We start from the raw sequence: 25,809 nt of genomic DNA on the forward strand, positions 1-25,809 counted from the left end.
GCTACCAGGCGGGTCCGGAGTGGTGGGTGTTCCCGCGCCTCCCCCGCCAATTTAAGGGCGAAGTGCCCCGGCACGGGAACACCCACCACTCCGGACCCGCCTGGTAGCAGGAGCCTCGAGCGCCCTCGCGGCTCCGCGCATTCCAACTCGCCCTTAAATTGACAACCAGGCCGAGCAAAAATCACAACGAGTCGGAGCAAACCAATTGGTAGGCCCAGGCGCGGCGCGGCAGTACAGTGATGTCACCGAGAACGACGGGTGGCGGCGCAGCCGCCCGGCAAGATGCTCCACACCGCAAAAACACCGCCCCACGCCGCACCACCCCGGCGCTGCCCACCAGCGCACGTACCGCACCCCGCATGCGAAGTCCCGCCCGAGGAAAGGCACCACAGTGCACCGTCTCCGCTCCACCGGCTTCGCTTCCATTGCGGGCATCGTCGGGTTCCTCGCGTTCGTCGAGTTCACGAGCGGGATCCTGCAGGGGTACTACACGCCGCTGCTCACCGACATCGCGCGGCACCTCGGCATCCACGACGCCGACGTCAACTGGCTCGAGGGAGCGCAGCTCATGCTGTCCGCGCTCGTAGTTCCCGTGCTCGCCAAACTCGGCGACATGCTCGGCCAGCGCAAGGTGCTGCTCGTCTCGACGGCAGTCACGGCCCTCGCGTCGTTCGGGCTCGTGTTCGCGCAGGAGTTCTGGATGTTTCTCGTCGCGTGGGCCTTGCAGGGCTTCTACGTCATCTGGCTCCCGATCGAGATCGCGCTCATCTGGTCGCGCACGCGCGAGCGACCGGGCTCGGCGAGGCTCACGCGCACCGCGGCCGGAGTGCTCGTCGCCGCACTGCAGCTGGGCGCCATCGCGGGAGCTCTGAGCGCAGGAGCGCTCGCCGAAGCCCTGCCTGTGCAGGTGCTCCTCCTGATCCCGGCAGTTGCCGTCGCGATCTGCTTCTTCGTGATCCTGTTCGGCGTGAGGGAGGCCCCCAACCCGGTGGGTGGCAAGCTCGACTACCCCGGTCTCCTGCTCCTCAGTTTCGCCCTCGTCTCGTTCACGGGGGGCCTCAGCCTGCTTCGCGTCAACGGACCTGCCGACCTGTTCTCCTGGCTGATCGTGGTGCTCGGCCTCGCGCTGCTCGCTGTCTTCGCGCGCGTCGAGCTTGGCCAGCCGGATCCCCTCATCGACGTGCGCCTTTTCCGCTCGTCGGCGCTGTGGCCAGTGTTCCTAACGGCCGGGCTCTTCGGCGTGAGCGTCCTCGGCGCGCAGGCACCCCTGTCGACGTTCGCGCGCACTGACCCGAGCGTGTACGGGTACGGGCTGGGTGCATCCGCTGGCCAGACGTCGATCCTGATCGGCTCGTACGTGCTGTCGATGGTCGTCGGGGCCCTGCTCTACGGGCAGGTCACGAAGCTCCTGGCGCCCCGCATCGCACTGATCGGCGCGAGCGGACTCGTCGCGACCGGATACTTGCTGTTCCTCCCGTTCCATGACGGCTTCCTGCAGGCGGTCACCAACATGGTCATCGCGGGAATCGGTTCCGGGGCGCTGGTCGCAGCCCTGCCCTCCGCCGCCGCTGCCGCCGCCCCGGCAGCGCAGACGGGCGTCGCGACCGGACTGACCAACTCGGTGAAGACGCTCGGCGGCGCCATCGCGTCGTGCGTGTTCGGCATCGCCCTGCTCGGCACGCTGGCGAATGCACCCGCCGCGGCCGAGGGCACGGCCGGGTCCCTCGCCGGCTACTTCACCGTGTGGACCGTGTGCGGCCTCACCGCAGTCGCGGCTGCGATCGCCCTCTGCTTCGTGCCGAAGACAGCGTTCCAGGATGCACCCGAGCGGGCAGGCCAGGCGCCCGTCGTCGTGTAGGCGCGGGCACGCCTCACCCTCGGGCGGGCGCAGCCGACGGGAGGCGCACCGTGAAGCGCGTGGAGCCTGGCCGGCTGTCGACGGAGATCGTGCCGCCGTGCGCATCCACGACGCTCTTGACGATCGAGAGGCCGAGGCCCGTGCCTCGCGTGACCGGGACGGAGCTCGCCTCCGTCTCGCCGCGAGTGCGCGACACGTCGCCGCGCACGAAGCGCTCGAAGAGGTGCTCGAGCACGCCGGGGTCGATGCCCGGCCCGTCGTCGGCCACGCTCAGCACCGCTTCCCCGCGGTCGACACCGAGCGTCAGCGAGACGTTCGTACCTGCCGGAGTGTGCGCGTTGGCGTTGGCGAGCAGGTTCGAGACAACCCGACGCAGCTGCGCCTCGTCGCCGGTGACCTCGATGGCGACGCCAGGGATATCGAGGTTCCATTTGTGATCAGGCCAGGCGGCGTGGGCGTCGCCGATCGACTCGAGCGCGATGAGCGACAGGTCGACGGTGCGGTGCTCGGTTTCCACACCTTCGTCGAGCCGGGCGAGCAGCAGGAGCTCCTCGACCAGGGCCGTCATGCGCACGGACTCCGAGTCGATGCGCTCGAGCGCCCGCGCCGTGTCCTCGGGCAACTCGGCGCGACTGCGACGCGTCAGCTCCGAGTAGCCGCGAATCGACGCGAGGGGTGTGCGGAGTTCGTGGCTCGCATCCGCGACGAACTGCCGCATCTTCGCCTCGCTTGCCTCCCGCGCCGTGAAGGCTCTTGAGATGTGCCCAAGCATCGTGTTGAACGCTTGCCCCATGCGGCCGACCTCAGTGCGCGGGTCGGCGTCGCGCGGCTCGACGCGCACGTCGAGGGCCGCGTCACCCGAGGTGAGCGGCAGCTTCGAGATGCTCGTCGCGAGGTGCTCCACCCGCTCGAGCGGGGCCATGGATGCGCGAATCCAGCGAGACGTGAAGAGCGCCGCGAGGGCGATGCCGAGCAGACCGATGAGCGCGATCATGAGGCTCAGCGTGGTCGTGGTCGCGTTCACGTCTCCGAGCGGCAGCGCGATGACGACGCCGTACCCGGCCGGGCCTTCGCTCGCCTGGGCACGAACCTCGCCGATGCCGTCGACGCTCACCGTATGCGCCTTGCCATCTTGCGGGACGGTCGCGAGCGACTCCGCGATGCTCTCCGAGATCAGAACGACCTCGCCGAGACTGTTGAGCGCGCCGGCCGAGATGACCGTGCCGTCGTCGATGACCGCGCCGACGGTCCCTTCCGCCTGCCCTGGCAGCTTCAGCACGAACGTGGCGTTCGGGGTGATCGAGAGCGGCCCCCCGGAGCCTCCCGGCCCGCCTGCCCCCTCCCGCCCACGGTCGCTCGCCGACGAGAGCTGCTGATCGAGCCTGTCCACGAGCACGTTGTGCAGCAGCGTCACGCTGACGGCACCGATGATGGCGGTCACGATGACCAGGGTCGCGACGAGCCCGAGCACGAGTCGACGCCGAAGGGTGAGCGGGGCGCGATCGCGCGCGCCAGCCGGCGAGACAGGTACGCCCTGGGAGACAGGCGCGGCCTGGGAGATAGGCGCGGTCTGGGAGACAGGCCCAGCCTGGGCGGATGCGCCAGGGGCCGAACCGGACGCGCCCCCGGCCGGGCTCATTCCGCGGCCTTGAGCATGTACCCCACACCGCGCACGGTGCTGATCATCGGCTCGCGGCCAGCATCCACCTTCTTGCGCAGGTAGGAGATGTACAGCTCGACGACGGTCTCGCGCCCGCCGAAGTCGTAGCTCCACACGTGGTCGAGGATCTGCGCCTTCGACAGCACGCGTCGGGGGTTGCGCATGAGGAAGCGCAGCAGCTCGAACTCCGTGGCGGTGAGCTCGATAAGGTCGTCGCCGCGGCGCACTTCGTAGCTCTCCTCGTCGAGGCTGAGGTCGCCGACGCGCAGCACGGGGTCGTTCGCGCCGCCCTGCGTGAGCATGGAGCGCCGCACGAGGCCGCGCACTCGCGCGATGACCTCTTCGAGGCTGAAAGGCTTGGTGACGTAGTCGTCCCCGCCGGCGGTGAGGCCCGCGAGTCGGTCGGCGAGCGCATCCTTCGCGGTGAGGAACAGTACCGGCAGCGTCTCGTCGTCGGCGCGGATGCGGTGCAGCAGGGTGAGCCCGTCGGTGTCGGGCAACATGATGTCGAGCACGGCGGCGTGCGGCTTGAACTCGCGTGCGACCTTGATCGCGGATGCCCCGTCCGCGGCGGTGCGGACCTCCCAACCCTCGTAGCGGAGCGCCATTCTGAGGAGGTCGGTGAGCGAGGGTTCGTCGTCGACGACAAGCACTCGGATGGCGGACCCGTCGGCCGCCTTGAGCATCGGGCCGAGCCGCGAGCTCGACTGGTCGGTTGCAGGCATGCCTCTAGTCTCCCCTTTGATCTATGGAGAGCCTATGAGGCGCCTGTGACCTGTTTGTGTCGGAGTACGGGGGAGCCCCCGATCTCTGCGGCCCAGCGGTAGAGGACTCGGCTAGCAGCCTGCGGTGAATGCCATATTTCCTAGGAAGATCGCCTGCGCTCCTCCCGAACCTCCCGCGGAGTAGTAATTGATGACCAAGGAGCTCACTGGCCCCACAAAGGTGACGGTCACCGAATTTGCCGTTGTCGTCTGGCCAGATTCGGAATTCACCGTGTTCGTCGTCCACGGCGACACGGACGTTCCGACGCCCGCGATCTGCGATCCCTGCCCACTCCTCGTGAATGTGGCAGCACTCGTGATGTAGGCCGCGTCGTTGTAGGTGGCCGTGGATCGCGTGAACCCGTAGATCGTGAAGGACAGGTTCTGTACGGGCCGATCAAACGAAATCGTCGTCGCTTGTCCGCGCGGTGTCGTCGTCGAGGCAGACGAAGTCTGCTGGAGGGCAAGGCGAGCGTTCGTGCCCGTGGCGCCACCCGCGACAGTCGGGGTAGCGAGCCTAAGATTCGCTGCGTTCAGTGCATAGGCTCCCCCAACGAGCGTGGTCGCGAAGCTCACGCCGACGTTGCCCACGGAGGCGGCAGCACCGGCGAGCGCCACGCTCGCAGAACCAGTCGTCGTTGTTGTTCCAGGCGTGTAGTTGACGGCATTGGCGGCCCCGGCACCGGTACTTTGGAAGCGGACCTGCCCCGGGTACGTCAAGGTACAAGGAGACGCGGACGCGCTGGGCACCGCGACCGCGGCCGCAATCACTGGCACGGCCCAAGCTGTCGCCGTGAGCACTTGGCGACGTGACGTGGAACCGGAAGCTGAGGGCAGGGATTCAGGCATGGGGCCCCGATCGAGGAGGGCCAAGCGCGTGCGCAGTGGACGACGCTCGCCCATGCCGCGATTGGCAGTAACACTCGATGACGCTAAAGAAACTTGCTTTCGCATCGCCAGATGGCACTGCCGATCGCGCAAAAGGGTCGCAATACGGCGTATCCGTTCGCGGATAGCCTGGAGCGCCGCAGGCTCGACGGGTCCTTGCTAGCGGAAGAGCGTCTCCCCCACGTAGCCGCCCTCTCGGGCTCCTGGCGGGATCGCCCAGATGCCACTGCCGGTGTGCTTGATGTACTCGTTGAGGAGGTCGGTGCCAAGCGACTGCTGCACGCGGATGAACTGCTCGGGGTCGCGCTGGTAGGAGAGGAAGAAGAGGCCAGCGTTGAGTCGGCCGAGCTCGTCGTTGCCGTCGACGAAGTTGTAGCCACGACGCAGGAGACGCGCCCCCGCGTTCCTCGCTGGGTGGGCGAGGGCGACGTGCGAACTCGCATCGATCGCGGGCTGCCCGAACGTGGTGCTGCTCTCGACCGCGAAGTCCGGCTCCGTGAACTCCTCGCCGCCGCTGAGCGGGGCGCCGACACGCTTGTCGCGGCCGATGATCTGCTCCTGCTCCTCGAGCCGCACGCGGTCCCACGACTCGATCATCATGCGGATGCGCCGAGCCACCAGGTACGAGCCCCCGGCAAGCCAGTCGGCCCCGTCGCCGGGGGCGACCCACACGTGCTCGGCGGTGGCGCTTGTCTCCTCGGCCTTGACGTTGGCCGTGCCGTCCTTGAAGCCGAACAGGTTGCGCGGCGTGGCCTGGCTCGTGGACGTCGACGAGGTGCGCCCAAAGCCGAGCTGCGACCAGCGGAGGATGACCCGCCCGAAGCCGATGCGGGTCAGGTTGCGGATGGCGTGCACCGCGACCTGCGGGTCGTCTGCACAAGCCTGGATGCACAGGTCCCCGCCGGAGAGCTCGCTCTCGAGCGCGTCCCCCGAGAACCGCGGGAGCTGCGTGAGCTTCGCCGGCTGCTTGCTCGCGAGCCCGAAGCGGTCGACGCCCTCGCCGTCGACGAAGAGCGTCGGCCCGAACCCGAACGTGACGGTGAGCGCAGACGGCGGCAGCCCCATGGCTTCGCCGGTGTCGTCCGGCGGGGCAAGCGGCGAGCCGCCGACGGCGCCAGACGCGGAGACGTCGAGGCCCTGCACGAGGCGGGACGACGCGTAGCTCCAGTCCTGCAGCAGCTCGACGAGTTCCTCGCGCGTAGTGCCCTCGCGAACGTCGAACGTCGCGAAGTGGAGGCGGTCCTGCGCGGGCGTGACGATTCCGGCTTGGTGCTCACCGTTGAAGGGGTACTGGGTGCCGCTGCCCACATGCGACGTGGAACCCGCGCCGGTCGAGGCGGCGATGCCGTAGCCACCGGCGCCACCAGCGGCGATGCCAGCAGCTCCAGCGCCGAGCAAACCGAGCAGGCCGCGGCGCGAGAGGCCACCGCCCGCGGCTGGTGCCGAGTCAGCCGCAGCGGGCCGACGGGCCGCCGTCGAACCGGACCTCGAGGCCCCGGCAGGCGCATCCGCCCCATCGGGTTCGTGCCCGGTCACACCTGCGCTCACCGGCGCTCCTTCTGATCGTTTCGTTGTGAATGGCCAACTTGCGTGACAAACGGCACGGAAGGACGACTTTGGGGCCGTCTCGGGCCGATCATCACGCAAGTCAACCAAGCGTGCTTGGCCGAGGCTACGCCTCGAAGACAGGCACCGAGGTTACGCCTGCAGGCCGAGCACTGTGGTCGTGAGTTGCGAGAGCGGCTCGGCCAGCGCATCCACCTGAGTGGACAGCTCCTTAACCTGGTCTGGCGTGAGGTCGCGGTAGTTGGTGAAGCCTTCCTCGTAGCTGCCGTAGCTGCCAAGCAGGTCGTTCAGCGCCGTGAACTCGGCGCTGATCGAGTCGGCGGTCGCGGTGCCGTCCTCGCCCTTGGAGCGGGCGACGTCCTCGACGATGCCGAACGCCACTTCGGCGCCTTCGACGTTCGCCTTGAAGTCGCTGAGGTCGGTGCCAGACCACCAGTCCTCTTCACCGGAGATCTTGCCGGTCGCAACCTCGTCGAGCAGGCCGATGGCGCCGTTCGTGATGTCTTCGATGGAGATCTCGAACTCGTCGCTGTTCACGAGGTCGGCGAGTTCCTGGATGTCGGCGACGAGCTGGTCGGCGTAGGCGGCGCGCTCTTCGGTTGTCGACGGCGCCCAGTCGAGGAACGCGTCGGTGTCGTCGGAGTTCTTGTCGCCCGGCTGCGGCTGCCAGAGGTCCTTCTCGATGCGGTGGAAGCCGGTCCAGTCGAGGCCCTCGGCAACAGCGTCGACCTCGCGGTAGTCGACCTTCGGGTCGAGGTCGCCGAATGCTTCGGCGGTGGGCTCGATGCGCTCGTACGGCACGCGGGCTGCCGCGAACAGCTCGCGGGCCTTCTCGTCGTCGCCGGACTTGTAGGCCGCAGTGAACTCCCCGACGAGCGGGACCAGCTCGGAGACCTGGTTGCGGAGGTACGCGGTGTAGCTCGTAACGGCTTCGTCGTAGGCGGCCTGGTCGTCGGCGGCGACTTCGACGGCTTCTCCGGAGACCTCGAAGGAGGTCTGGCCGATGCCGGCGCCGATCATCCCTGGCTTGCAGACGGTGAAGTAGCTGCCAGGCTGCGCGACGACGGAGAGCTGGCGGCTCGTGCCCGGCGCGATGTTCTCGACTTCGCCCACGATGCGGAGGCCGTCGTCGGCGAGCAGGTAGAACTCGGTGACCCGCTCGCCGTCGTTCGTGACGTCGAACGTGATCGGGCCGCTGGCAGCGGATGCACCCGAGATGGTGCAATCGGTGTCGGTGCTCGAGACGGCGAGGGAGGAGGCCGAGTCAGCGGGTGCGTTCGGCACGCAGCCGGTGAGGGCGACGAGGGCCGCCGCGGAGAGCAGTCCGGCGGCGAGTGGCTTGAGTTGCATGGTTGTCCTTCTACTGAGAGCTGCTGAGGGTGAGAGGTCTGAGAGGGTGAGAGGCCTGAGAGGGTGAGAGGTTTTAGCGGGCGAGGGTGGCCGCGGGCTGAGGTGAGGTCGAAGTGGCTTTCCGGCGTCCTGCGCGAGTGCGGAGCACGAAGAGCGTTGCCGTCGGGATGAGGTAGGCGAAGTAGGCGAAGATCTCGAGCTTGGTCATCTCTGGCGTGAAGCCGATGGTTCCCTTGAGGAGCGCGCCGAGGAGCCCGTCTGGCGGGATGATCTCCGGGATGCGGAACGCCCACGCGTTCTCCCCGAACCAGGCCTGAACGGCGGCGGATGCGCCTTCCGGAGCCGCCACGAAGGGCCCTGGCAACACGGCGGCCTCTTGCAGATCGTGGATCGCGTAGGCCACGATGCCTGCCGCGAAGACGATGAGGAGCGCGCCGGTCCACGTGAAGAACGTGGAGAGGTTGATGCGGACAACACCGCGGAAGAGCGCCCAGGCGAGCCCGACGGCGATGAGTAGGCCGATGATGGCGCCGAGGAAGCCGAGCACCCAGTTGTCCCCCGAGCGGGTCGTCGACCAGACGAAGAGCGCCGTCTCGAGACCTTCCCTCGCGACGGAGACGAACGCGACGGCGACGATGCCCCAGCCACTGCCACCGAGGTGCCGGTCGACCTGTCCTTCGAGCTCGTGCTTGAGGGTCTTCGAGACGCGGAGCATCCAGAACACCATCCAGGTGACCATGGCGACCGCGACGAGGGAGAGGCTGCCGCCGATGATCTCCTGTGCCTGGAACGAGAGGCCGTAGGCGCCGAACGTGAGGACAGCGCCGAGGATGAGGGACGCGATAACCGCGAAGGCGACGCCGAGCCAGATGCGGCGGACGATGTCGGGGCGCTGGATGCGCCTCGCGTAGGCGATGAGGATGCCGACGACAAGGGCGGCTTCGAGGCCTTCGCGGAGACCGATGAGGAGAGAGCCGAGCATGCTGGATTCCTGGGCGTGAAGAGGACTGGGCCGGCGGGCGTGAGGGCCAGCCATAGCCCAGGCGTCCAAACGTAGTAGGCCAGGTAAGCCTTACCTTTCGCGAAGATACACCCGCGCTCAGGGAATTGCCAAGTTTCCAGCGGATCTGGTCGAGGAGCACCGACCTGTCACTTCACCACCGCCGCACCAAGGCCGACTCAAGTACCGTGGTCCGCGGCCCGTGCCTCCGCCCGGGCACACCTGAGGCAAGAGGAGCACCCGTGCAGACCATCGACACCAAGCAGCTCGCGGAGCTCGGCGAGCAGGCCACGATCATCGACGTCCGCGAGCGCGACGAGTTCTCGGCCGTGCGCATCCCGTGGGCGAGCAACGTGCCGCTGAGCGAGCTCGTGGATCGCGTCGAGGAAGTGCCGGAGGACGGCCCCGTGTACCTGATCTGCGCCGCAGGCGTGCGAAGCGAACGTGCGGCGACGTACCTCGAGCAGCAGGGCAAGCCGGTTGTCAACGTGCTCGGCGGCATGTCCGAGTGGGCGGGGTCTGGCCTCACGGTCGAACGCGGCTGACCCGACCGCACGTCCGGAAGGCATCTGCATGCGCCTCCCCTCCGTTCACGTATCGAGCCGAGGCATCACCTGCCTACCGTCCCGCCGGACGGGCAGTTCTCCCCATGATTTCGGGTGTGCCGCCCGGGGATTCTCGCTACCGTGGGGCCACCCCGACTGCGAGCACTGCCCCGCGTCGGGATCACCGGCGATGGGAGCGGAGTGTGAACAGCCCACGGCGTCTGGCGCGCACCCGCGATGCGTCGACCCGCCTGGCCTCGCAGCCGAGCATCGACCCGCAGCGGCAGCTCGAGCAACAGCACCGGGCCGCCCAGCCGGATCCGTTCGGGCACACGCTCCCCCGCCGCAAGGTTCCCATCGCGGCGCCGCCACTGTTCATCCCCGGGTTCAGGTACTACCCGCCCGGGGCGCGCATCCGCGCAGCACGTTAGCTCTCGCGGGTCGCCGGTGATGCCGGTTCTGCATTCGCGAGCGGATGCACGCGCCAGGGCCTGTGGATGACGGAGCGGATGTCCCCGGTCGCGCCTAGGGTTGCTTGCATGGTCGCAACGCACGAGACAGAAGCCCCCTCCGAGTCAGGGACCCTGCTCGAGCGTGCGCAGCGAGTGCTTCGTGAGGTTTTCGGCTACGACGACTTCCGCGGCGACCAGGCCCAGATCATCGAGCGGCTCTGCGCGGGCGAGGACGCGGTCGTGCTCATGCCGACAGGCGGGGGCAAGAGTCTCTGCTACCAGGTGCCCGCACTTGTGCGCGAGGGAACCGGCGTTGTCATCTCGCCGCTCATCGCACTCATGCACGACCAGGTCGGCGCGCTCGAGCAGCTCGGCGTGCGGGCCGCGTTCCTGAACTCGACACAGTCGATCGACGAGCGCCGTGACGTCGAGCGGCAGCTGCTGGCCGGCGAGCTCGACCTCATCTACCTGGCCCCCGAGCGCCTTCCCGTCGCGACCGATCTGCTGAGCCGCACCAACATCTCGCTGTTCGCGATCGACGAGGCCCACTGTGTTGCGCAGTGGGGTCACGACTTCCGCCCCGACTACCTGAACCTCTCCATGATCGCGGAACGGTGGCCCGGGGTTCCCCGCATCGCCCTCACAGCAACCGCGACAAGCGAGACCCGCCAGGAGATCGTCGACCGGCTGGTGCTCGGCGACGCGAAGGTGTTCGTCGCGAGCTTCGACCGGCCCAACATCCAGTACCGCGTCTCCCCCAAGGCCACCCCGAAGGCGCAGCTCCTGCGCCTCATCCAGGAGGAGCACGCGGGCGACGCCGGCGTCGTCTACTGCCTCAGCCGGAAGTCGGTCGAGAACATCTCCGAGTGGCTGCGAGGGCAGGGTGTCAACGCGCTCGGCTACCACGCGGGAATGCCCGCCGAGACGCGGGCGCGGCACCAGTCGAAGTTCCTCCGCGAAGACGGGGTTGTCATGGTGGCGACGATCGCGTTCGGCATGGGCATCGACAAGCCCGACGTGCGCTTCGTCGCGCACCTCGACCTGCCCAAGAGTATCGAGGGCTACTACCAGGAGACCGGCCGCGCGGGCCGCGACGGCCTGCCGTCGACCGCCTGGCTCGCGTACGGTCTGCAGGACGTGGTTCAGCAGCGACGCATGATCGCGGAGGGCGAGGGCGACGCGCAGCGCAAGCGCGCGCAGAGTCAGCACCTGGATGCGATGCTCGCGCTCTGCGAGACCGTCACGTGCCGCCGCGTGCAGCTGCTCGCCTACTTCGGGCAGTTGAGCGAGCCATGCGGCAACTGCGACACGTGCTTGTCCCCTCCCGCATCGTGGGACGGCACGATCCCTGCGCAGAAGCTGCTCTCCACCGTGCTGCGGCTCGACCGCGAGCGCAACGGCCAGGCATTCGGCGCCGGCCAGCTCATCGACATCCTCACTGGCAAGACGACCGACAAGATCACGCAGTGGAAGCACGACGAGCTCTCGACGTTCGGCATCGGCAAGGATCTCGGCGATACCGAGTGGCGCGGCGTCATCCGCCAGCTGCTGGCCGCTGGCGTGCTCGCCGTGCGCGGCGAGTACGGTGTGCTCGCACTCACGAGCGAGGCAGCGCCGGTGCTGCGCGGCGAGCGGCAGCTCATGTTCCGCAAGGAGCCGCCGAAAGCGCCGGGGTCGAGCAGCCGTCGTACGCGAGGCGAGTATTCGGGTCGCTCCGGCGGTGGCAGCGCGGCAGCGGCAGCCCTCACCGAGTCGCAGCGCGAAGTGTTCGAGCGGCTGCGGGCCTGGCGAGCCGAGACAGCGAAGGAGCAGGGTGTGCCCGCCTACATCGTCTTCACCGACGCAACGCTTGCCGCGATCGCGGAGGTGAAGCCGCGCCAGCACGCGCAGCTCGCGGCGATCTCGGGCGTCGGCGCGGCGAAGCTCGAGCGCTACGCCGACGACGTGCTCGACGCCGTCGCCGACCAGTAGCGCCGCGGTCCTTCCGCTTCTCCGCGCGCGGAGCTTCGGCCACGTCGGCATTGCCGCAGCGGTGCACGTAGAAGGGCACTCCGCCGCCGCCATCCGATGAGCCAGCCTCGACGGGCGGGCCCACCTCCGACCACGCGCCGACACCGGCGAAGTGGTCGTTGCGCATGGCGACGGTTCCCTTCGGACCGAACGCCTCCAGCCGCTGGTCGTGGCCGCCCGTGTTGTGGCGCGAGTTGACGATCGTGATGAGCGCGCCGGCTCGCGACTCGAGCGTGATCATGGCACCGTTCGGCTCATCCAACGCCGTTAGGTCCGGGGTCGAGGTACTGGGTCGAAGTACTGCACGCTCGCGGTTGTTGTTGCCGTTGCCGCTGCCGCTGCCGCTGCCGTCTGGCGCCTGGCGCCTGGCGTCTGGCGTCTACGAGAGGACGCGGTGGACGCGCAGAGCCTCAACAATGAGCGCGTGGTCGTCGTGCATCTCCAGCCCGCTGACGCCGACAGCCCCGACGAGGGTGCCGCCGACGCGGATCGGGAAGCCGCCGCCCGCCGCAGCGTACTCGCGCGGGTCGAGGAGGGAGTCGGTTGCGAAGTTCTCGCCGTTCGCCTCGTAGGTGTACCGGACGGCGAGCGTCGAATGGCCGAAGTGCTCGACAACCCGGAACTTCCGGGCGAGCCAAGCGTCGTTCCGCGCGGAGGAGCCGGGGGTCGCGGCATGGAACGCACGCTGCCCGCCGAGCACAACCGAGACAGCGACGCTGTGCCCGCGCACGATTGACTCGTGGCGCAGCCAGGTGCCGACCTGCCAGGCGTCCTCAAGCGTGAAGCTCGGAAAATCGAGCTCTTGCTCTTCGGCGCGCAGGACCTGCAGGATCTGATCGACGGGCAAGCCGACGTATGGCGTTGTGGTGGCGGAGCTCATTGTTCACCTCGTTGTGCGGGACGGATATCGACTGCAGGACGCTCTGAATGCTGCGACACAGCAACGCGCCTCATGCGAGCCTAGACCCCCAAGCACCCTTTTGTCAGGACATGCGAACATTTCGAACTTCAGCCTGGAGTATGACGCGATACATCGCGAGTTGCGGCAGGCTGTTCGCATGCGCACACTCCTCAACATCATCTGGCTCCTGCTCTCGGGCTTCTGGCTCTTCTGCGGCTACATGCTCGCCGGCGTGCTGCTCTGCATCCCGATCATCACGATCCCGTGGGCCATCGCGTCGTTCCGCATCGGCCTCTACGCGCTGTGGCCGTTCGGCCGCGACGTCGTCTCGAAGCCCACCGCAGGCGCCTTCTCGTTCCTCGGCAACGTCATCTGGTTCATCCTCGCGGGATGGTGGCTCGCCATCGGCCACATCGTCTCCGGCATCGCCCTGTGCATCACGATCGTCGGCATCCCCATGGGCATCGCCGACTTCAAGATGATCCCGATCTCCCTCACGCCTCTCGGCAAGGAGGTCGTCGACCGCGACAACGGACCCTTCGGCACGGCGCGGCGCTGACGACCATCCTGAGCGCGCGAAACGGCCGGCACCCCGCAGTGGGCGCCGGCCGTTCTCGCATGAGCCTCGCAGCGGATGCTCCCCCGCCTCTTACTTTGCGGGAACCTCCGGGATGTCCTCCTCGACCTCGCGGATCACGGCGATGTCCTGCGTGTAGCCACCCAGCTGCTCGAGCTCGTGGGCGAGCTCCTCCAGCTCGGCACCGCCGGCCATCTGGGCCGTGAGCTCGTCGAGGGTGATGTCGGCCTTGTCGTAGTAGCCGATCGACTTGCCGCGCTTGAGGAGCAGGAAGCTGTCGCCGACGGGGAACGCGTGGTGCGGGTTGTGGGTGATGAAGATCACGCCGAGCCCGCGGTCGCGGGCCGCGAGGATGTAGCGCAGCACCACGCCCGACTGCTTCACGCCGAGAGCCGCGGTCGGCTCGTCGAGAATGAGCGCCTTCGCCCCGAAGTACACGGCGCGGGCGATCGCGACGCACTGCCGCTCGCCACCGGAGAGCTGGCCGATCGGCTGGTCGACGTCGCGAAGGTCGATGCCCATGTCGAGCAGCTCCTTCTTCGTGATCTCCTTCATCTGCTCGACGTCGAGGCTCTTGAACGGACCGAAGCCCTTCGTGAGCTCAGACCCCAAGAAGAAGTTGCGCCAGATCGGCATGAGCGGCACGACCGCGAGGTCCTGGTAGACCGCCGCGATGCCGCGCTCGAGCGCTTCTCTGGGCGACTTGAGGTGCACCGACTCGCCCTCGATGAGGAACTCGCCGTCGGTGTGCTCGTGGCGTCCCGCGATGATCTTGATAAGTGTTGACTTGCCGGCACCGTTGTCGCCGAGCACGCACGTGACGCGTCCCGGGTCGACGTCCATGTCAACGTTCTGCAGGGCGAGGATGTTGCCGTAGCGCTTGCCCGCATCTCGAAGCGAGATGAGGTGCGCGCCCTGCTCGAGCGGCTCGGACTGCTTCACGTCCGTCGCTGTTGTCTGGTTCGTTGCCATTACTTCTGCTCCGCCCTCTTCTTCACGACGAGGTTCACGATCGTCGCCATCAGCAGCATGAGGCCGAGGAAGAACTTGAACCAGTCCGGGTTCCACTGGGCGTAGACGATGCCCTTGTTGGCCATGCCGAAGATGAGGGCACCGATGGCGCCGCCGATCGCCGAGCCGTAGCCGCCGGTGAGGAGGCAGCCGCCGATGACGGCCGCGATGATGTACAGGAACTCGTTGCCGATACCCTCACCCGACTGCACGACGTTGAAGGCGAAGAGGTTGTGCATTCCGAGGATCCAGGCGCAGAAGCCGACGCCCATGAAGAGTCCGATCTTCGTGGCCGTGACCGGGACACCGACGGCGCGGGCCGCGTTCTCGTCGCCGCCGACCGCGAAGATCCAGTTACCGATCTTGGTGCGCATGAGGATGAACGTGGCGACGAGCACCAGCGCGATCCAGATGAACACGGTCACGTTGACATTGACCCCGAAGACAGGGATCTCGCTCGCGAAGATGGCCTTGGCCGACGCGAAGCCGTCCATCTCGGCGATCGCTGGGCTGGAGACGCCGCCGCCGACGAGGCGGGTGATGCCGAGGTTGAGCCCTGTCAGCATGAGGAAGGATGCCAGCGTCACGATGAACGACGGCAGCTTCGTCTTGATGAGCAGCCAGCCGTTGATGAAGCCGACGATGAGGGCGAAGACGAGCCCCATGAGCACACCCACCCACACGTTGGTCGCGAAGTACCAGCTGAAGAGCGACGCGGTGAGTGCCGATGAGATGACTGCGACGCCGGCGGAGAGGTCGAATTCGCCGCCGATCATGAGCAGCGAGACGCCGACGGCCATGATGCCGATCGTTGAGGCGCCGTAGAGCACAGTCGCAAGTGAGGTGACCTGCGTGAAGACAGGGGCGGCGATCGCGAAGAACACGAAGACGACGATGGCGCCGACGACGGCGCCCATCTCGGGGCGTCCGAGGATGATGGACAGCGGCGACCGCTTGCCGACGCGCTCGTCGGTGCTGACGGGAGCCGCGCCGGTGTTTGGCGATCGGGGGGATGCTGAGGTTGGTGTTGAGGTTTGAACCATGACTGCACTTCCTTGTGAGGGGTCGGGACGGCCGCAGTTGCAGCCGTCCCGACCGTGGTTCGCTGGTTAGCGGATGCCCTTCTTGGCCTCTTCGAGGACAACTGCCGCGTTGCTCTCGTCGATGATTGTCGGGCCGGTGAGCACGGGCTTGCCGCCTCCGAGGGCGAACTCGCCGTTGTTCTGCAGCCAGAGCGAGTCGACGGCCATGTACCCCTGGAGGTAGGGCTGCTGGTCGACTGTGAAGACGACGTCACCGTCGACGATGGCCTGCGCGAGGTCCGCGTTGAGGTCGAACGAGGCGACCTTGGCGCTCGATCCGGTCTCTGCGACCGAGTCGATGGCCGTGAGCGTGAAGGGCGCGCCGAGTCCGATGACGACGTCGGTGTCCGGCGTCGACTGCAGCTTGGCGGAAATCGTCGACTTGACCTGGGTCATGTCGGTGCCGGTCACGTAGAGGATCTCGGTGGCCGGAACCTTCTCCTTGATGCCCGCGCAGCGCGCTTCGAGGCCGACGTGGCCCTGTTCCTGGATGATGCAGAGGGGCTTCGTGTAACCGAGCTCGGTGATCTTGTCGCCGGCAGCCTGGCCCGCGACGACCTCGTCCTGGCCGATGTAGGTGAAGGCGCCGAATTCGAAGGCCTCCTTACTTCCGCCGTTGAAGGCCACCACGGGGATGCCGGCATCGACTGCGGCCTTGATGGAGTCTTCGAGCGCGTCGCCCTTGGCGATGGTGACGGCGATGCCGTCGACGCCCTGGTCGATGGCTTGCTGGATGAGCTGTGCCTGGTTCGGGGCCTGTGGGTCGGATGAGTAGAGAAGCTCGACGTTGTCCTTCGCCGCTGCGGTCTCGGCACCCTTTCGGACGATGTCCCAGAAGGTGTCGCCTGGGGCCGCGTGCGTGATCATCGCGATCTTGATGGAGGGCGTGTCCGCGACGCCTGCGACAGCTGGGTCTTCAGCCGTTCCGGTGTCGCGTCCGCCCGTGGAGGAGCAGGCGGTGAGTGCAAAGACCGGCACCATTGCGAGCGCTGCCAGGCCGAACATGAGACGTTTCTTCTTCACGAAGACTCCTTTGAATGTCGTGATGACGCCAGTTGTGCGCTCGACAGGACAGCCGCTGGGGGACGGCGTCTTGAGAAACTCACGTGTGCTCGCTCGGTCATCCTTGTCCGAGAGCAACGAACACGTCACTGACTTGTCCTGACAATAGCTCAACAGGTGTATTAAGCAAACTTTTTTCTGTCGAGCGAACATCTCGAGTCGGTCACGGCGCGAAACAGCGGGCGATCAGACCCCGACCACCCGCCGTCTCGCCGCAGTTGCGTGTGCCGCTCAGTACGTCACATGCTCCTCTCGACCGCTCGCCAGGGATCGGGTCGCAGCCTCGGCGATGGCCTGCGCTCGAAGCGCCTCGCGCAGCGACGGAGAAGGCGCGCGTCCATGTTCGAGCGCCCCGACGAACTCGGCGAGAGCCGCCGCATACGTCGGCTGCACGCGCTCGAACCAGCCGGCATGCATCCCGGACTCCGTGACCGTACCGTTTCCGTACCTCGCGACCTGGCCCGCGCGGTGCCGCTTCGCCTCGACAAGCCCCTCAGACCCGAACACCTCGATGCGCTCGTCGTAGCCGTACCCTGATCGGCGGATGCTGTCGATCTGCACCAGGGCGCCGCTTGCAAGACGAACGGTGGCAATCGAAGTATCAACGTCGCCGTAGTCGGCGACCCTTGGCTCAGCAAGCGCACTGCCGCTCGCCGAGACAGCCACCGCATCGAGGCCGGTGATCCAGGTCGCGAGATCGAAGAAGTGCACCGTCTGGTCGCGCATCTGCCCGCCCGACACCGCGATGTACTCGAGGGGCGGCATCGAAGGCCCGCGACTCGAGAGCTGCACCAGCTCGACGTTGCCGATCTCCCCCGCATCCACGACTCTCTTCACCTCGGAGTAGTCACGGTCGAAACGGCGATTGAAGTCGACCATGGCGGTGATGCCCGACGCCTCGACATAGGCGACGGTCTCGCGGGCCCGCTCAAGGTCGAGATCGATGGGCTTCTCGCAGAACGCGGCGATTCCAGCGTCGGCCGCGAGACGCAGGTGCTCCGAATGCTTGTTCGTCGAGGAAGCGATCAGGACCGCATCCACCTCGTCCGCGTCGAAGACCTGATCGAGCGAGGCAGCGGCGGCGGCACCGTGCGAGTCAGCGAGACTCTTGGCCCTGGCCTGGTCGAGGTCATAGACGAAGCGGAAGTCGACGTCGGGATTGGCCGCGAGGCTCTGCGCGTGGACGGCGCCGATGAAGCCAGCACCGATGAGGGCGAATCGTTGCATCTCAGTTGCTCCCTGCTTCGCGGAGTCCAGCGTCAGCCGCCGCCACCTCGGCAGCGCGATCAGCCACACTCGCCGGCACGACCCAGGCAGCATCCGCCGCATGCGAGGCAGCCACGGCTTCGATGAACTGCACCCCGATGAGCCCGTCGATGCCCGTCGGGAACGACAGCTCGCGAATGGTCGACGGGCGGGCATCCCTTCTTGCCTCGAGCTCGTCTGCGAGGTCGCGATAGAAGTTACCGAACGCCTCAAGGAAGCCCTCCGGATGCCCGAGACCAACCCTCGTCAGCCGCGCGGAGTCCTCCGACAGCGACGCGAGGCCGTGCGTGGAGATCGTCGTCGTGCCCTCAAGATCCTGGAAGGCGAGGTGGTGCGGGTCCTCGTGCTGCCACTCGAGGCTGCCCTGATCGCCGAAGATCCGGATGCGCAGCCCGTGATTGTGGCCTGTCGCGGCCATGCTCGCCCACAGACGCCCCGGGACCTCGTCAGTGAGCTTGAGGGCGACCGTCGCATTGTCGAACACCTTGCGGCCCGGTACGAACGTGTGGAGCTGGGCGGAGACTTCTTCGACCTCGAGGCCCGTAATGTAGCGGGCCAGGTGGTAGCCGTGCGTGCCGAGGTCGCCGACGACGCTCGGGAAGCCGGCGATGTCGGGGTCAGTGCGCCAGCTCGCCTGCTTGTGCCCCGTCAGCTCGAGCGGGGTCGCGGCCCAGCCAGAAGCGTGCTCCACGTCGACGAAGGTCAGGGCGCCGAGCCGACCGTCGGACACCATTCGTGCAGCTTCGCGCACCATCGGATAGGCCGAGTAGCAGTGCGGCACCGCGAGGATCGCGTCGTTCGCCGCCGCGAGTTCGACAAGCTCGCGCGCCGTCGCGGAGCCCTGTGTGAGCGGCTTTTCGCACACGACGTTGATGCCGCGCTCGAGGAACGCCTTCGCCACCTCGAAGTGACTGTCGTTGGGCGTCGCGACGATGGCGACATCGATGCCGTCCTCTCGTGTCGCCTCAGCCTTGGCCATCTCGTGGTAGCTCGAGTAGGTGCGCTCGCTCGCGACGCCGAGGGATGCGGCGACGCCTGCGGACTGCTCGCGATCACGACCGAACACCCCCGCGTCGAGTGAGTAGCGGTCGTCCATGCGCATTCCGAAGCGATGCGTCTTGCCGATGTCGGCGCCGATGCCACCGCCAACCATGCCTGCGCTCAATTGGCGCGCGTTCCGTGTGCTCATGCCACCCTCGGTGTTCGTCTCTGCTCATCAGTGAGTGATCCTGCCCTTTTGGACAAATATAGATCGATGCAAATAGTTCCACACGACGACGGAAAAGGCCATACGCTGGTGGCTCGGCCAGAGCGCAGTCAGGAGGCGAGCGTGAGCGAGACCCCGAAGTCACCTGCGACACCCGTCACGATCCGCGACGTCGCCGAGCGCGCCGGCGTCTCCAAGTCGCTCGTCTCGCTCGTGCTGCGCGACGCCCCTCATGTGAGCGACGCCCGCCGCGAGGCCGTGCTCGCGGCCGTCGCCGAGCTCGGCTACCGGCCGAACGCACACGCCCGCGGCCTGTCCCGCACGAAGACGCAAACCGTTGGCCTCGTCGTCAACGACCTGCGAAACCCCTGGTTCGTCGAACTCCTCGAAGGCGTCACGGCGACGCTCTCCGCCGCCGGATACTCGACGCTCCTGGCCGACAGCCGCACCGACCAGCGCATCGGCCGCAGCTCGCTGGATGGGCTCATCCAGCACGGGGTCGACGGCCTCGTCGTGATCGGCACAACATCTGAGGCCGAGACCGTCGCGCGCATCGCCGCCCACGTGCCCGTCGTGCTCGCCGGCACCCTCGACCCGGACCTGCCATCGGTCGACATCGTGACCAACGACGACGAGGCGGGGGCCCACCTCGTCACCCGCCACCTCCTCGACCTCGGCCACACACGCATCGCCTACCTGCGCGGGCCTGGGCGCATCAGCCAGCTGCGCGAGCAGGGGTTCCGGCGCGCCATGGCGGAGGCGGGGTTCGCCGCCAGCGCCGTCGTCGAGGCCGGCGGGATGAGCGAAGAGAGCGCGCACGCCGCCGCCGGCAGACTCCTCGGCGCCCCCGCACCAGAGCGAGTCACCGCCATCTTCGCCTTCAACGACGCCTCCGCGATCGGCGTCCTCTCCGTCGCCAACACCCTCGGCCTGCGCGTGCCCGCCGACCTATCCGTCGCGGGCTACGACAACTCCCCACTCGCCAAATTCCAGGTCGTTTCGCTCACCTCCGTCGACACCGGCAACTTCGCGATCGGCGTGCAAGCCGGCACACTCCTGCTCGAGCGGATGCAGCATCCCGTGCAGCTGCAGCGCGTGCAGAAGGTCGCGACGAGCCTCGCCGTGCGCGGTTCCACGGGGAGCGCGCCTGCCTGAGGACGGCCAGACAAAGTGTGGCGGCGCGCGCCACGCACGAGACGGCCGATGTTTCAACGCTGCGAGATACTGACCGGGTGACCCCGAACATCCGCGACGCAACCGTCGACGACATCCCCGCGATCACCGAGATCTACAACGAAGACGTGCTGACAACAACCGTCAACTGGAACGCCACCACCGTCGACGAAGACGACCGCCGTGCCTGGTTCGCCGGCCGATCATCCGCCGGCCTTCCTGTCCTCGTCGCAGTTGACGAAGCGGATGCCGTGCTCGGCTACGCGAGCTATGGCGACTTCCGCACATTCTCTGGCTACCGGCACACGGTGGAGCACTCGGTGTACGTGCGCGGCGAGGCCCGCGGGCGCGGGCTCGGCAAGGACCTGACGATTTCGCTCATCGACCGCGCCCGCGAGGCGGGCAAGCACGTCATGGTGGCCGCCATCGATGCCGACAACGCGGCGTCGATCAGCCTGCACGAGCGCCTCGGCTTCGCGCACGCCGGCCGCCTCGACCAGGTTGGCACCAAGTTCGGGCGCTGGCTCGACGTCGTCCTCCTGCAGCTCATTCTCGAGGGCGGCGGTCCGAGCGACGCTGGGCGGCGCTAGAGCCCGAGCGACGCCGGCGCGGTGGGCGCGAGAGCCGCGCCCACCGTTACTCGACGACCACCCGGAACGCCGAGACAGCACTGTCCACCGCGCCGCGCACGTGGCTGCCGGCGGCGGCCGACGCACGAAGGAACTCGACGACCTCGACAGTGATCTCCTCACCGGGCAGCACGTTCGGGATGCCCGGCGGGTAGGCGGCAAGCGAGTCAGCAGAGATGCGGCCGATCGCGGCCGACCGCGTCACGGTCTCAGCGTCCGCTAGGTAGGCGGCGCGCGGGCGGATGCGCATGGCGCCCGGCCCTGGCATCGGCGGAATCACGGGGGCCGAGCGCCCCGCCTCGGCGACCTCCGGCGAACCGCTGCCTGACCCCGCGCCTGCACCAGCACCAGCACCAGCACCAGCGATCTCGACAAGCGCGTCGAGCAGGACTCGCGCATCCGGAGTCTTGCCGATGCCGACGACCGCGACGATGCAGCTCACGGTCGCCATCTCGACCATCACGCCGAACTCGCGGGCGAGGCGCAGCCGGACAGTGTGCCCGTCGAGGCCAGTCTCACGAATATCGAGCGGGATACGGAAAGGGTCGATCGCGACGGTCGACGGGAAGGCGTCGAACTCGTCGGAGACGACGGGGAAACGTCCATCCGCACGGAAGAGCTCGCGCGCCGCGAGCACTGCCTCATGCGACGCCTCGAGGAGGTCGCGACGCTCGACGAGGTCGCGACGGTCGAGGTCGAGGGAGGCGAGCAGCAGGGAACTTTCGCTCGTGGACGCCGTCATCCGGTGGGCTCGCTCGACGTGCGGCTCGAGGGCGCGCGCGAACGGGCCATGCCCGAGGTGGACAAGCGCGCTCTGCGACAGCGACGACGTGAGCTTGTGGGTGCTGGTCACGACGAGGTCGGCCCCGAGTCGCACCGGAGAATCGGGCAGCTCGGGCAGGAACCCGAAGTGGGCACCCCAGGCGGCGTCGACGATGAGCGCGGCGCCAGCTTCGTGCACGACCTCTGCGATGCCTGCCACGTCGGCGACCGCGCCGAAGTAGCTCGGGGAGACGATGTACACGGCAGCGACGCCACCGGCACCGGACTCGCGGCGCTCGGCAAGGGCATCCGCCACCGCGGCGGGCGTGACCCCGTGGGCGATGCCGTGCTCGAGGTCGACCTCCGGCAGGACGAAGCTCGGCGAGGAACCGCCGAGGATGATGCCATCGACAAAGCTCGAGTGTGCGCTGCGCTGCATGAGCACCCCCTCCCCCAGTCCGCGGGCGGCGAGCGCCGCCATGCGGTTGCCCATCGAGGAGCCGCCGGTGAGGAACCAGGTACGGGATGCGCCCCAGGCTTCGGCGGCGAGACGCTCCGCCTGCTCACGGGGCGACCCGTCGCCAAGGTCGATGCCGTCGAGAAGGGGCGTCACGTCGAGCTCGAGGACTCGCTCGCCGAAGTACTCGGCCTGCCCCAGTCCGAGGCCACTGGCGTCGGCGCCGTGCCCGGGAACAAGGAATGGAGTGGAGTCACGGGCGGCGTGCACGGCAAGCGCTGCCGCATATGGAGCCCCCGCGGTGTCGCGGCTCGTGTCAGCAGGCGCCGACTTCGCGCGCATGTTGCCCTCCGGGCCGCGATTCGCTGATGCCGCACCGAAGTCGCTTTGGGCGTCGTCGAAGGCGAACGTCGGGAACTCGGGTGCGTGCGTCATGCCCCCATCGTGGCACCCCTGCTTGCAAGAGAGAATGACATCTTGCCGTGGGGGACTCAGCCCTAGACTGAAGCCATGGCTGAGCGACGAACTGCAGATCTTCCGGACTTCCGCGGACTCTCCGCGTTTGACGCGGTCCTAGTGAACGGCTCCGTCGCAGCCGCCGCGGTGACCCTCGGCTGGAGTCACCCGACCGTGGATCACCATCTCAAGCGGCTCGAACAGCAGGCCGGCACGAAGCTGCTCGAGCGCGGCCCGCGCGGCAGCAGCGCGACCTCGGCCGGGCTCGTGTTCGCCGTCCGGGCCAGACAGCTGCTCGAGGACGGCCAGCGCGCGTTCGCGGAGCTCGACGCGTGGCTCGACGACGAGCGACGTCTCGTGCGCTTCGGGATCTTCCCCACGCTCGGCGCCCTCGTAGTCCCCGGCATCCTGCGACACGTCGAGTCGGAGCGGCTCAGCCTCGAGCTGACCCTCGACGAGTGCGAGCGCCTCGGCCGACAGCTCGAACAGGGGCAGCTCGACGCCGCCGTCCTCTTCCAGGCATCCGGCCTGCCGACGCCGCTTTCACCCGAGATCACCACGGAGCTGTTGTTCGCCGAGCCGCTCTTCCTGGCCGTGCCTCGCGCGCATCCACTCGCCACTGCGAAGTCTGGCGAGCCGATTCAGGAGTTCATCGAACTGCGGCAAGACCGTTGGGCGTTCGGGGCATCCGGCGGCGACACCCTCGACGAAGCCACGCGCGAACTCTGCCGGAGGGCGGGGTTCGAGGCGAGTACCGGGATGCACTCCGACGACTATCCGGCGATCCTCGGGATGATCGCGGCCGGGCAGCTCGTCGCCGTCGTGCCAGCTTCGGTCGCGACCTGGCACGACGACGCAGTCGCGTTCCTGCCTATCGACGCTGCGACGCTCACCCGCGAGGTCGTCCTCGCCACGCGGAAGGAGCCCCCGGCCGCGCTGCGAGACGCGATCGCGGGGGCGCTGTCGGAGCTCAGCCAATTCGAGGGCGAACCCGCGCCGCCGCTCGCGATCCGCCGCTCGACGCCGGGCCAGCCGAGACTCAGAGGCGGCACTTCGCCCTTAAATTGACGAAATCCAGGTCGTCAGGACGTCTGCAATCTCGCGTCACGGTCGGAAACCTCCCCGACGCCGGTCCTAAGCTCAGGTTGTTCTAACAAATGACGGAAGGCGAACAGTGACCAGCAACGTTCCCGTACTCGGACTCAACGACGGCACCACGATCCCCGCGATCGGCTTCGGCACTTACCCGCACGCCGGCGAGGACTCGGCCGAACCCACACGCGAGGCACTGGCACTCGGCTACCGCCTGCTCGACACCGCCATCAGCTACGACAATGAGGAAGCGGTCGGTCGCGGGATTCGGGCATCCGACGTGCCCCGCTCCGAGATCATCGTGACAAGCAAGATCCCTGGCCGATTCCACGGCTACGACGAGACGCTCACGGGCTTCGACGAATCGATCGCGCGCCTCGGCCTCGAGCAGCTCGACCTGCTGCTCATCCACTGGCCTCTGCCCCGCCTCGAGAAATACGTCGACACGTGGCGCGCGCTTGTGCAGCTGCAGAAGGACGGCCGAGTTCGCTCCATCGGCGTCTCCAACTTCACGCCGGATCACCTCGCGAAGATCTCCGACGCGACCGGCGTCACGCCAGCCGTCAACCAGGTCGAGCTGCACCCGTTCTTCCCGCAGGCCGAGCTCCGCGCGTTCCACGCCGAGCACGGCATCGTGACTGAGGCTTGGAGCCCGCTCGGCCGTGGCGAGCTGCTTGAGCACCCCGTTGTCGCCGAGATCGCAACGGCGCATGGCGTCTCGCCCGCGCAGGCGATCCTCCGCTGGCACGTCGAGCTCGGCTCGGTGCCCATCCCGAAGTCTCGCTCCACCGAGCGCCAGGCGAAGAACCTCGACATCTTCGGCTTCCAGCTCGAACAGGCTGAGGTGGATGCGCTCTCCGGCCTCGAGCGCGGCCGTATCTGGGACCAGGACCCGAACACCCACGAGGAGTTCTAGGCCTCTCGCGTCGGCGCCCGCTGGCGCTGGCTCAGGACAGAGTTGTGGCCCGGTGCTCTTCATCTTGCGATGAAGAGCACCGGGCCACAACTTTTGCGCGCCCGCGGCGACGCGGGTCGCCGTCGCCGTCGCCGTCGCCGTCGCCTAGAGCTTGTTGCCCGCGACGGCGAAGGTGTCGCAGGCGCCCGTGCCCTGTTCGTAGCCGGTGACAAACCAGTTCACGCGCTGCTCGCTGGTGCCGTGCGTGAACGACTCCGGGTTCACCTGGCCCTGCTGCCCCTGGATGTGGTCGTCGCCGACCGCGGATGCGGCCGAGAGGGCAACGTTGACCTGCTCACGCGTCGGCGGCTCGAGGAGGGTGGTGCCGTCGTCCGTCTGCGTGTTCGCTGCTTCGCCGAGCCAGGCCCCCGCAAAGCAGTCTGCCTGGAGCTCGATGCGCACGCCGTCTGACGTCGGCCCGGTGTCGGTGCGGTTCGTGGTGTCGAAGACGCCCATCTGGTGCTGGATGTGGTGACCCCACTCGTGCGCGACGACGTACATCTCCGCGAGTGGGCCGTCCTCGGCGCCGAGCTGCGAGGTGAGCAGCTGGAAGAACGACGTGTCGACATACATCGAGGAGTCGCCTGGGCAGTAGAACGGGCCGACCGCGTTGGATGCGGTTCCGCAGGCTGAGCTCGTCTGGCCCTCGTAGAGGATGAACCCGGGCTGCTCATACGTGACGCCGACGGCTGCGCTCTCCGTCTCCCAGAAGTCTTCGAGCGAGTTCTGCACGCCGACCATGCGACAGTCGATCTGCTCGTTCGCGTCGGCACCGGTCTGGCACTGCTCGGCGAGCCCGCCGCCCTCAACTTCTTCTTGCTGCGACTGCTGGCCGGTGTCGACGCCGCTGACGAGCCCCGTCAGGTCGACTCCGAGGAACTGCGACGCGAGGAACGCCACGATGAGCAGGCCGATCGAGCCGCCCCCGATCGCGGCCGTCTTGGCTCCCCGGCCGCGCTTCTGCACGCCGCTCGTGTCGAGCTTCGCGTTCTCGTTGAAAGTCATGCGCGAAATCTACTCTGCTGCACGGCGGGCGTGGGCCTCAACGCGAGAGCGTGCCCAAACTGAGGCCGGGCGGAGCGCGGA

23 protein-coding genes are annotated in these 25,809 nt (G+C 67.8%); 9 read left to right on the plus strand and 14 right to left on the minus strand.

Going from position 1 to position 25,809, the window contains the following annotated elements:
- Positions 1–391 precede the first annotated feature (391 nt).
- The gene (locus C5B85_RS17245) at positions 392–1,858 is read left to right on the plus strand and encodes an MFS transporter (protein WP_104287243.1); all 1,467 of its coding nucleotides are present in this window, start codon (positions 392–394) and stop codon (positions 1,856–1,858) included.
- A gap of 13 nt (positions 1,859–1,871) precedes the next feature.
- Here C5B85_RS17245 and C5B85_RS17250 read toward each other — a convergent pair whose 3' ends face one another.
- The 6 genes from C5B85_RS17250 to efeU all read right to left on the minus strand — a co-directional run bounded on the left by C5B85_RS17250 (position 1,872) and on the right by efeU (position 9,068).
- Positions 1,872–3,497 (minus strand): HAMP domain-containing sensor histidine kinase, encoded by a 1,626-nt coding sequence (locus C5B85_RS17250; protein ID WP_104287244.1) that lies wholly within the window; start codon positions 3,495–3,497, stop codon positions 1,872–1,874.
- Entirely contained in the window at positions 3,494–4,243 is a 750-nt protein-coding gene (locus C5B85_RS17255) for a response regulator transcription factor (RefSeq protein WP_104287245.1), read from the minus strand. Before C5B85_RS17255 ends, C5B85_RS17250 begins: the two co-directional genes overlap by 4 nt.
- Before the next feature lie 111 nt (positions 4,244–4,354).
- Positions 4,355–5,002, minus strand: coding sequence for a hypothetical protein (locus C5B85_RS17260; RefSeq protein WP_146078008.1), 648 nt, complete (start codon positions 5,000–5,002; stop codon positions 4,355–4,357).
- Between the two features lie 327 nt (positions 5,003–5,329).
- Positions 5,330–6,718 (minus strand): iron uptake transporter deferrochelatase/peroxidase subunit, encoded by a 1,389-nt coding sequence (efeB, locus tag C5B85_RS17265; protein ID WP_258070882.1) that lies wholly within the window; start codon positions 6,716–6,718, stop codon positions 5,330–5,332.
- A 150-nt stretch (positions 6,719–6,868) separates the two neighbouring features.
- A complete protein-coding gene (efeO, locus tag C5B85_RS17270) occupies positions 6,869–8,086 on the minus strand; it encodes an iron uptake system protein EfeO (protein ID WP_104287247.1) in 1,218 nt (405 codons plus the stop codon).
- A 73-nt stretch (positions 8,087–8,159) separates the two neighbouring features.
- Positions 8,160–9,068 (minus strand): iron uptake transporter permease EfeU, encoded by a 909-nt coding sequence (gene efeU, locus C5B85_RS17275; RefSeq protein WP_104287248.1) that lies wholly within the window; start codon positions 9,066–9,068, stop codon positions 8,160–8,162.
- Between the two features lie 260 nt (positions 9,069–9,328).
- Between efeU and C5B85_RS17280 the strand changes: the two genes are divergently transcribed.
- The 3 genes from C5B85_RS17280 to recQ all read left to right on the plus strand — a co-directional run bounded on the left by C5B85_RS17280 (position 9,329) and on the right by recQ (position 12,054).
- Positions 9,329–9,631 carry a rhodanese-like domain-containing protein gene (locus C5B85_RS17280; RefSeq protein ID WP_104287249.1) on the plus strand — a complete coding sequence of 101 codons (303 nt, stop codon included), beginning with the start codon at positions 9,329–9,331 and terminating at the stop codon, positions 9,629–9,631.
- 203 nt (positions 9,632–9,834) lie between these two features.
- Entirely contained in the window at positions 9,835–10,062 is a 228-nt protein-coding gene (locus tag C5B85_RS17285; protein WP_104287250.1) for a hypothetical protein, read from the plus strand.
- Between the two features lie 78 nt (positions 10,063–10,140).
- Positions 10,141–12,054 carry a DNA helicase RecQ gene (gene recQ / locus C5B85_RS17290; protein ID WP_104287251.1) on the plus strand — a complete coding sequence of 638 codons (1,914 nt, stop codon included), beginning with the start codon at positions 10,141–10,143 and terminating at the stop codon, positions 12,052–12,054.
- Positions 12,055–12,472: 418 nt separating this feature from the next.
- Here the strand turns inward: recQ and C5B85_RS17295 are convergent, their stop codons facing one another.
- Positions 12,473–12,973, minus strand: a complete 501-nt coding sequence (locus tag C5B85_RS17295) for a heme-degrading domain-containing protein (RefSeq protein ID WP_104287252.1) — start codon at positions 12,971–12,973, stop codon at positions 12,473–12,475.
- A gap of 178 nt (positions 12,974–13,151) precedes the next feature.
- Between C5B85_RS17295 and C5B85_RS17300 the strand changes: the two genes are divergently transcribed.
- Positions 13,152–13,553 (plus strand): YccF domain-containing protein, encoded by a 402-nt coding sequence (locus C5B85_RS17300; protein ID WP_104287253.1) that lies wholly within the window; start codon positions 13,152–13,154, stop codon positions 13,551–13,553.
- 90 nt (positions 13,554–13,643) lie between these two features.
- Here C5B85_RS17300 and C5B85_RS17305 read toward each other — a convergent pair whose 3' ends face one another.
- From C5B85_RS17305 to C5B85_RS17325, 5 genes are all read right to left on the minus strand, one after another.
- Positions 13,644–14,543 (minus strand): ATP-binding cassette domain-containing protein, encoded by a 900-nt coding sequence (locus C5B85_RS17305; protein WP_104287254.1) that lies wholly within the window; start codon positions 14,541–14,543, stop codon positions 13,644–13,646.
- Positions 14,543–15,625, minus strand: coding sequence for an ABC transporter permease (locus tag C5B85_RS17310; RefSeq protein ID WP_104287255.1), 1,083 nt, complete (start codon positions 15,623–15,625; stop codon positions 14,543–14,545). The genes C5B85_RS17305 and C5B85_RS17310 overlap by 1 nt, the downstream gene beginning before the upstream one ends.
- A gap of 66 nt (positions 15,626–15,691) precedes the next feature.
- Positions 15,692–16,669 (minus strand): substrate-binding domain-containing protein, encoded by a 978-nt coding sequence (locus C5B85_RS17315; protein WP_104287306.1) that lies wholly within the window; start codon positions 16,667–16,669, stop codon positions 15,692–15,694.
- A 288-nt stretch (positions 16,670–16,957) separates the two neighbouring features.
- Complete coding sequence (locus C5B85_RS17320; RefSeq protein ID WP_104287307.1) at positions 16,958–17,953, minus strand: Gfo/Idh/MocA family oxidoreductase; 996 nt, start codon at positions 17,951–17,953, stop codon at positions 16,958–16,960.
- A 1-nt stretch (position 17,954) separates the two neighbouring features.
- On the minus strand, positions 17,955–19,181 hold the full coding sequence (locus C5B85_RS17325) for a Gfo/Idh/MocA family protein (protein WP_104287256.1): 1,227 nt from the start codon (positions 19,179–19,181) through the stop codon (positions 17,955–17,957).
- Between the two features lie 141 nt (positions 19,182–19,322).
- On the opposite strand from C5B85_RS17325, the gene C5B85_RS17330 reads away from it, so the two are divergent.
- Both C5B85_RS17330 and C5B85_RS17335 read left to right on the plus strand, forming a co-directional pair.
- Entirely contained in the window at positions 19,323–20,354 is a 1,032-nt protein-coding gene (locus C5B85_RS17330; RefSeq protein ID WP_258070884.1) for a LacI family DNA-binding transcriptional regulator, read from the plus strand.
- 77 nt (positions 20,355–20,431) lie between these two features.
- Complete coding sequence (locus tag C5B85_RS17335) at positions 20,432–20,962, plus strand: GNAT family N-acetyltransferase (RefSeq protein ID WP_104287308.1); 531 nt, start codon at positions 20,432–20,434, stop codon at positions 20,960–20,962.
- Positions 20,963–21,008: 46 nt separating this feature from the next.
- Here C5B85_RS17335 and C5B85_RS17340 read toward each other — a convergent pair whose 3' ends face one another.
- Positions 21,009–22,655, minus strand: a complete 1,647-nt coding sequence (locus C5B85_RS17340; protein ID WP_258070885.1) for an aminotransferase class I/II-fold pyridoxal phosphate-dependent enzyme — start codon at positions 22,653–22,655, stop codon at positions 21,009–21,011.
- A gap of 75 nt (positions 22,656–22,730) precedes the next feature.
- On the opposite strand from C5B85_RS17340, the gene C5B85_RS17345 reads away from it, so the two are divergent.
- Both C5B85_RS17345 and C5B85_RS17350 read left to right on the plus strand, forming a co-directional pair.
- Positions 22,731–23,744 carry a LysR family transcriptional regulator gene (locus C5B85_RS17345; RefSeq protein ID WP_104287258.1) on the plus strand — a complete coding sequence of 338 codons (1,014 nt, stop codon included), beginning with the start codon at positions 22,731–22,733 and terminating at the stop codon, positions 23,742–23,744.
- Positions 23,745–23,850: 106 nt separating this feature from the next.
- Positions 23,851–24,684 carry an aldo/keto reductase gene (locus C5B85_RS17350; protein WP_104287259.1) on the plus strand — a complete coding sequence of 278 codons (834 nt, stop codon included), beginning with the start codon at positions 23,851–23,853 and terminating at the stop codon, positions 24,682–24,684.
- Between the two features lie 144 nt (positions 24,685–24,828).
- On the opposite strand, the gene C5B85_RS17355 is transcribed toward C5B85_RS17350, so the two are convergent.
- The gene (locus C5B85_RS17355) at positions 24,829–25,728 is read right to left on the minus strand and encodes a neutral zinc metallopeptidase (RefSeq protein WP_104287260.1); all 900 of its coding nucleotides are present in this window, start codon (positions 25,726–25,728) and stop codon (positions 24,829–24,831) included.
- Positions 25,729–25,809: the final 81 nt, after the last annotated feature.

This window comes from Pseudoclavibacter sp. AY1F1, from assembly GCF_002931075.1.
GTDB lineage: Bacteria > Actinomycetota > Actinomycetes > Actinomycetales > Microbacteriaceae > Pseudoclavibacter.